Origin of the sequence: Mucilaginibacter sp. (genome assembly GCF_036383575.1) — a bacterium.
Lineage (GTDB): Bacteria > Bacteroidota > Bacteroidia > Sphingobacteriales > Sphingobacteriaceae > Mucilaginibacter.
Genome location: NZ_DASVOB010000660.1, coordinates 1 through 5953 on the forward strand (window position 1 = coordinate 1; position 5953 = coordinate 5953).

Sequence of the window (5953 nt, forward strand, 5' to 3'; positions counted from 1 at the left end):
AATTGGCTGCCGATAGCTGGATCAGATCTCCCGACATGCCCCCAACCGATACAAACCTTATTTTATTGGTAAACGAACCATCGCCCTTTATGCAGGCCAATATCATTTCGGCAGTATGGCCCCACAGGTAATCAACAATAATATCAATAGGGGTTTCTGAATGTATTTCAGCTATCTGTTTTTTAAAACTTTCATCATCCTGCAGTACTGAAATTGTTTCATCGGCACCAAGAGATAGCAACTCATTTAGTGATTGCTGGTTTCGGCCTGTTGCTATTATCTTTTTTGCGCCATAATGTTTGGCAATTTGAACGGCAACCCGCCCTGTAAAGCCTGTAGCGCCATTAATAAGCACCACATCACCCCGTTGAATATCCGCTTTGAATTTAAGCCCCATAGCCGCACCAACTACCGCGTTTGGCAGGGCGGCCGCTTTAATATCATCCAATTCATCAGGCAATTTTACTATCCTGCTTTTATGAATAGTAGCCTTTTCGGCAAGCATACCGCTTACACCTAAGCCATATACCCTTGTTCCATCCTCCAGTAAACAAACACCATCACCGCCAATTACGCGGCCATTTTCACCCGGCGCATCGCTCGAATAGTGCTTGCCAGACGCCCTGCTTTTGTCGAGATGTTTAATGGCTACTGCTTTTACGCTAACCAATACCTCATCAGGGCATTGAACAACCGGTTCCGGGAAATCTGTATATTGAGGTAACCCTCCATTTTGATACATTACTGCTGCTTTCATGTTATTTTCTTGTTTTAATAACACAAAATTACCCCGGTATGCAGCATCGGGACGATAACATATGTTATCAAGTTTAGAAATGCAGCTTACCTTTTGCCAGTTTACTTTTTATACGGCTCAGGTGTACCTTGCTTACCCCGAGATATGAGGCAATGTAATGTTGGGGCACCCGCTGTATAATGTGAGGCCTTTCATTTAATAGATGCAGATAGCGTTGTTCGGGCGAATCCCGGATAATGGAAACAAATTCATTTATATAGTGCATTTGCCTCCGGGCAGTCATTTGCAATATCATTTGGGCAAAATCAGGTTCATGACTCAACTCGTCTATTAACCGGAGAACTTGTTGCTTAGGCAACAAATAAATGACCGATGGCTCGATAGTTTCGATAGTGAACAAACTTGGCACATTGTTTATAAAGCTATCAAAGGAACTCAGACCTTCATTCTCAAAGAAAAACTGCACCGTTTTATCGTCGCCATTTTTATTAAAAAATGTCCGTACACAGCCTTTTTCAATAAAAATGTAATGCTGGGATATTTTCCCCTCCTGGAGCAGTACGGTTTTAGCCGGGGCCTCTACCCGCTTCTGAAATTGCAGGTACCTATCCCAGTAAGCATTTAACTGCGGGAATCTATCTTTAAAATGGAAAAACATCGTTAACTAAATGATTATTTGAAAGCATTGTTTTGGACAGATCTATCTTTTAAATATTGGATGTAATCCCCCGCGGGAATCTGACCATAAGTATCCACAGGTAAGTTATAAATATACATCCAGCAGTTCACGTTACCATTATCAGTAAGGATATCAACCTGCTCCCTGATATATTCCTGCGGATGGTTGTACAACCCGCCGATGCCCTCGTAGTCGTCAATTACTTTCAATATAGCATCAGGGTCGTCCATCTTAAAAACACTGCCGCAAACATGGCGCTCCTCTGCGTTATCGATCAAAACGCCGGGATATTCGCCAATATCATAAAGTCGGCCCTTTATTTTACCTGTGCTTATAAATTTACAATGCTGATTTAGATATTCCGCAAACTCGTTACCAGGCTGCAGCAGTGTACCGTAAACAAATAAAAACTGGTTGATTATTTCCATATAAATAGCTCAAACAAAGGTAAACGCTATTGCGTATTAAACACGCACAGGCTAATTTTTTATAGTTTAAGCCATAATAGCTATCTTGCCATACCTTAACCGGCATACTTTTTATACCATGAACGAAGAACAGATCAAAGCATATATTGAACAAAATAACATCCAGAAAATCAAATTCGCCTTTGCCGATATTGATGGCGTTTTGCGTGGCAAAGTGATCAACCCTAAAAAATTTATTGATGGGTTACAGAGCGGTTATGGCTTTTGCGATGTAGTTTTCGGCTGGGACAGCAACGATGTTTGTTATGATAATGTGCAGTTAACCGGCTGGCAAAGCGGTTATCCTGATAAGCTTTGCCGTATTGACCTATCAACCCTGCGTAATGTGCCATGGCAGGATGATATTCCGTTTTTTTTAGCCGATTTCAGCAAATCAGATGGCAATGATCTTGCCGCCTGTCCGCGAAGCCTGCTTAAGCATATCAAGGCGCAATGTAATGACATGGGCTATCATGCCGAATTTGCACAGGAATTTGAATGGTTTAATTTTAAAGAAACGCCGCAAACCCTCGCCGATAAAAAGTTCACCAACATTGAGCCGCTTACTCCCGGCATGTTTGGCTACTCGATACTGCGCACCTCAGAAAACAGCGACTTTTATTACGATCTGTTTAATCTGCTTACCAAATTCAATATCCCGATAGAAGGGCTGCATACTGAAACCGGTCCGGGGGTGTACGAAGCCGCTATACTGCATGATGAGGTTTTAGCCGCCGCCGATAAAGCAACGCTGTTTAAAACCGCCGTTAAAGAGATAGCTTATAAACACGGCATCATGGCATCATTTATGGCTAAATGGACAGAAACCCTGCCCGGCTGCAGTGGCCACATCCACCAAAGCCTGTGGAGTAAAGATCAATCAAAAAACCTGTTTTATGATGCTAATGAGGTAAACAAAATGAGCGAAATACATAAGCAATACCTTGCCGGTCAGCTGTATTGCATGCCTCATTTGCTGCCTATGTATGCGCCAACCATCAACAGCTACAAACGCCTGGTTGAAGGCGCCTGGGCACCAACCACCATTACCTGGGGCGTTGAAAACCGTACTACGGCCATCCGTATCATCAATACTACCGAAAACTATACCCGCCTGGAAACCCGCATTCCGGGTTCGGACACTAATCCTTACCTGGCTATGGCTGCAGCATTGGCATCCGGTCTGTACGGCATTAAAAACAAGCTTGAACTGAACATTGAACCAACTGTAGGCAATGGTTACCAGGATAAACGCAATGGTGTACTGTGGCCAAACCTGCATGCCGCTGCCACAGCCATGCAAAGTTCCGACATTGCCAAAGAGCTTTTCGGCGAAGGCTTTGTTGATCACTTTACCCAAACCCGCCTGTGGGAATATCGCCAATTTGCCAAAAGTGTAACTGATTGGGAGTTGAAAAGGTATTTTGAGATAATATAATCTGAACCGGGATTTGGGGGGATTTTTAGGATTAATAGGATTTTGATTTGCGTGGCTTAAGTATTTTATTGGTTTTGCATACTTCATCAAATGGATCAACTTAAACATACCGATATAACTGGCAAAATAATTGGCTGCGCCATGCAAGTGCATTCTACCCTGGGTAATGGCTTTCAGGAAGTTATTTACCAAAAGGCGTTGGAAATAGAGATGGCATTAAATGGCCTCGCGTTCGAGCGGGAAAAAGAGATGCCAATCTTTTACAGAGATTTACAAATCGGGACTCGAAGGGTGGATTTCTTTGTGGGCGGAATGATCATGGTAGAGCTTAAGGCAATCACCATACTTGAAGATGTGCATTTAGCGCAGGCTTTAAACTATTTGGAAGCTTACAATGTTGAAATCGGATTATTATTAAACTTTGGCAGCAAATCATTAACTGTAAAGCGCCTTTTAAACAAGAAGTATAAACCATGAGGTCAAAATCCTATTAATCCTAAAAATCCCCCCAAATCCCGGTTCAGATAAATATTATATATTTGTACCCTTAATTATAAACCGAATGCTGCCATTGGCGTAACTTTGCCGGCAGATATATACAAATGGACTATTCTTTTATTATCCGCAAGGCCTGGGAGGGGTATGACGCGTCAAAAACTATTCGTGATATTGAAGATATCAGCGCCATGGTTTCAACCAATCATGTGTACCGTATTACGTTCGACGACGACGATATTATCATAGCCAAGCTTTCATACTTTGGCAAATTTGAGCACTTTAAAGAAGATCACCGCATTATCCAAACGCTGGCAATTAACCTGCTTTACCCGTTTGAGAATTTCCTGGCACGTTCTTTACAAAAAAATAACCGGGTATACATTTATCACCATAAACACGGCAAAACCGACGCCTGGGTAGTTTTTTATAACCCTACCCGTATTTTACAACGCCTACCACGCAGGTTGGAGGAAAACCATATCAAAAAGCTTGGCCAGCAGGTTGGCAAATTCCATAAGGCGTGTTCAAGGGTTAAAAATGTGCTGCCTAAATCATCAAAAACTTTACGAACTGATATTTCCGCTCTATTACAGCAGATCGAGGCCGATCCCAAGCAATTTGGCACCGGTATGCAGGCCGATTTTCTGAAATACCACTGCGAAACTTTTCTGAAGAACCGCTCTAAATACAACATGAGCTCGTTTGAGATCATTCCGGTATTTATCGACTGGAACATCGGCAACTTTTCGGTAACGCCCAATCTTGACCTTTACTCGCGCTGGGATTATGACTGGTTCAGGATGAGCTACCGCCTGCTCGACTTTTATTTCTTTAGCCGTGTAGTATCTGATATTGGCGACCGTACCGTGTTTAGTTATGTGATCAATACCATGATGGAAGATCGTTTCATTATGTTTTTAAAGGAATATCACAAAGTAAACCCACTGACTGCCGATGAGATCCGCTTTTTAAAGGAAGCCTACCGCTTTTTTATCCTGAATTATGTAATTAAGGACGGCAAGCACTTTTTTAGTGAACAATACGCCAAAAAACTCCAGGCAGAGGCATTTGATATCTATTTACCATCGGTCGACAGGGATTTTGATGCCGAAAAGATCATTGAGGCTTTAAAATTAAAATAGGTTAGCTATCTTTCGGGCTCATTTTATTGCAGAACCCTAAAAACAGATAAGCATGACCAGAATAGACAACTTTAAATCCATAATTGATAAATACGAAGTTGTTTTTTTTGATGCGTTTGGGGTACTAAAAAATTATGGAGGCCTGCTTCCAGGTATTGAGCACACTTTTTCTTATCTGGAAGAACAGGGCAAGGAGTATTATATCGTAACTAACGATGCCTCACGGAGCCCAGTGCAACTGGCCGAATCCTATACAAAAAAAGGTTTAATGGCCATCACGCCCGACAGGATCATATCGTCGGGCATGCTTACAAAAGAATACCTCGACCTGAAGGTAAACGATGGCATTGTAGCTTATCTGGGCACACCTGATTCTGCCCATTACATTGACAGCTCAGGCCTGCACACGCTGCCCATAAGCGAGGTAAACGAAAGCAATATTGACCGCGTTAATGCACTGGTATTTTTGGATGACGAAGGCTTTGACTGGGGCCGTGACCTGAATAAATCAGTTAACCTGATGCGCAAGCGTACCATCCCTGCTATTGTAGCTAATACAGATCAGGCCTATCCGCTAACCAAACATGATGTATCGATAGCCATAGGTGGCCTGGCCAGCATGATCGAAAAAATTGTAGGCAAAGCATTTATTCGGTTCGGAAAACCTGATTCACAGATGTTTATGTTTGCTTATGATCTACTTCGCGAACGCCGTCCTATCAGCAAAAAAGATATTGTAATGGTTGGTGACACCCTGCAAACAGACATTCTGGGAGGTAATAAATTTGGTTTGGATACGGTACTGGTATTATCGGGAAATACCCAGGCCAAAGATGCCGAAAACCGCATCACCGCAACCGGCATTGTACCAACTTATATCTGTGATTCGGCAGTGGTTGAGTTGGGTGGCTTAGGGTTTTGATCGTTCACACTATGACGAGCATGCCTCACTCTCCATGTCATTGCGAGCGT

At 42.6% G+C, this 5953-nt stretch carries 7 protein-coding genes; 4 read left to right on the forward strand and 3 right to left on the reverse strand.

Translation table 11 applies throughout. The features are described from left to right. From VF500_RS23170 to VF500_RS23180, 3 genes are all read right to left on the reverse strand, one after another. The coding region (locus tag VF500_RS23170) for a zinc-binding alcohol dehydrogenase family protein (RefSeq protein WP_330861949.1) at positions 1-757 on the reverse strand (757 nt) is incomplete at its 3' end. A 73-nt stretch (positions 758-830) separates the two neighbouring features. Next, the gene (locus tag VF500_RS23175; RefSeq protein ID WP_330861950.1) at positions 831-1415 is read right to left on the reverse strand and encodes a Crp/Fnr family transcriptional regulator; all 585 of its coding nucleotides are present in this window, start codon (positions 1413-1415) and stop codon (positions 831-833) included. 14 nt (positions 1416-1429) lie between these two features. Continuing rightward, a complete protein-coding gene (locus VF500_RS23180; RefSeq protein ID WP_330861951.1) occupies positions 1430-1864 on the reverse strand; it encodes a gamma-glutamylcyclotransferase family protein in 435 nt (144 codons plus the stop codon). 85 nt (positions 1865-1949) lie between these two features. Here VF500_RS23180 and VF500_RS23185 point away from each other — a divergent pair, with 85 nt between their 5' ends. The 4 genes from VF500_RS23185 (at position 1950) to VF500_RS23200 (ending at position 5903) form a co-directional block, all read left to right on the forward strand. Further along, positions 1950-3341 (forward strand): glutamine synthetase family protein, encoded by a 1392-nt coding sequence (locus VF500_RS23185; protein ID WP_330861952.1) that lies wholly within the window; start codon positions 1950-1952, stop codon positions 3339-3341. A 90-nt stretch (positions 3342-3431) separates the two neighbouring features. Continuing rightward, positions 3432-3818, forward strand: coding sequence for a GxxExxY protein (locus VF500_RS23190; RefSeq protein ID WP_330861953.1), 387 nt, complete (start codon positions 3432-3434; stop codon positions 3816-3818). Between the two features lie 125 nt (positions 3819-3943). Further along, positions 3944-4981 carry a hypothetical protein gene (locus VF500_RS23195; protein WP_330861954.1) on the forward strand — a complete coding sequence of 346 codons (1038 nt, stop codon included), beginning with the start codon at positions 3944-3946 and terminating at the stop codon, positions 4979-4981. Between the two features lie 52 nt (positions 4982-5033). Beyond that, a complete protein-coding gene (locus VF500_RS23200) occupies positions 5034-5903 on the forward strand; it encodes an HAD-IIA family hydrolase (RefSeq protein WP_330861955.1) in 870 nt (289 codons plus the stop codon). The last annotated feature ends 50 nt before the right edge of the window (positions 5904-5953 follow it).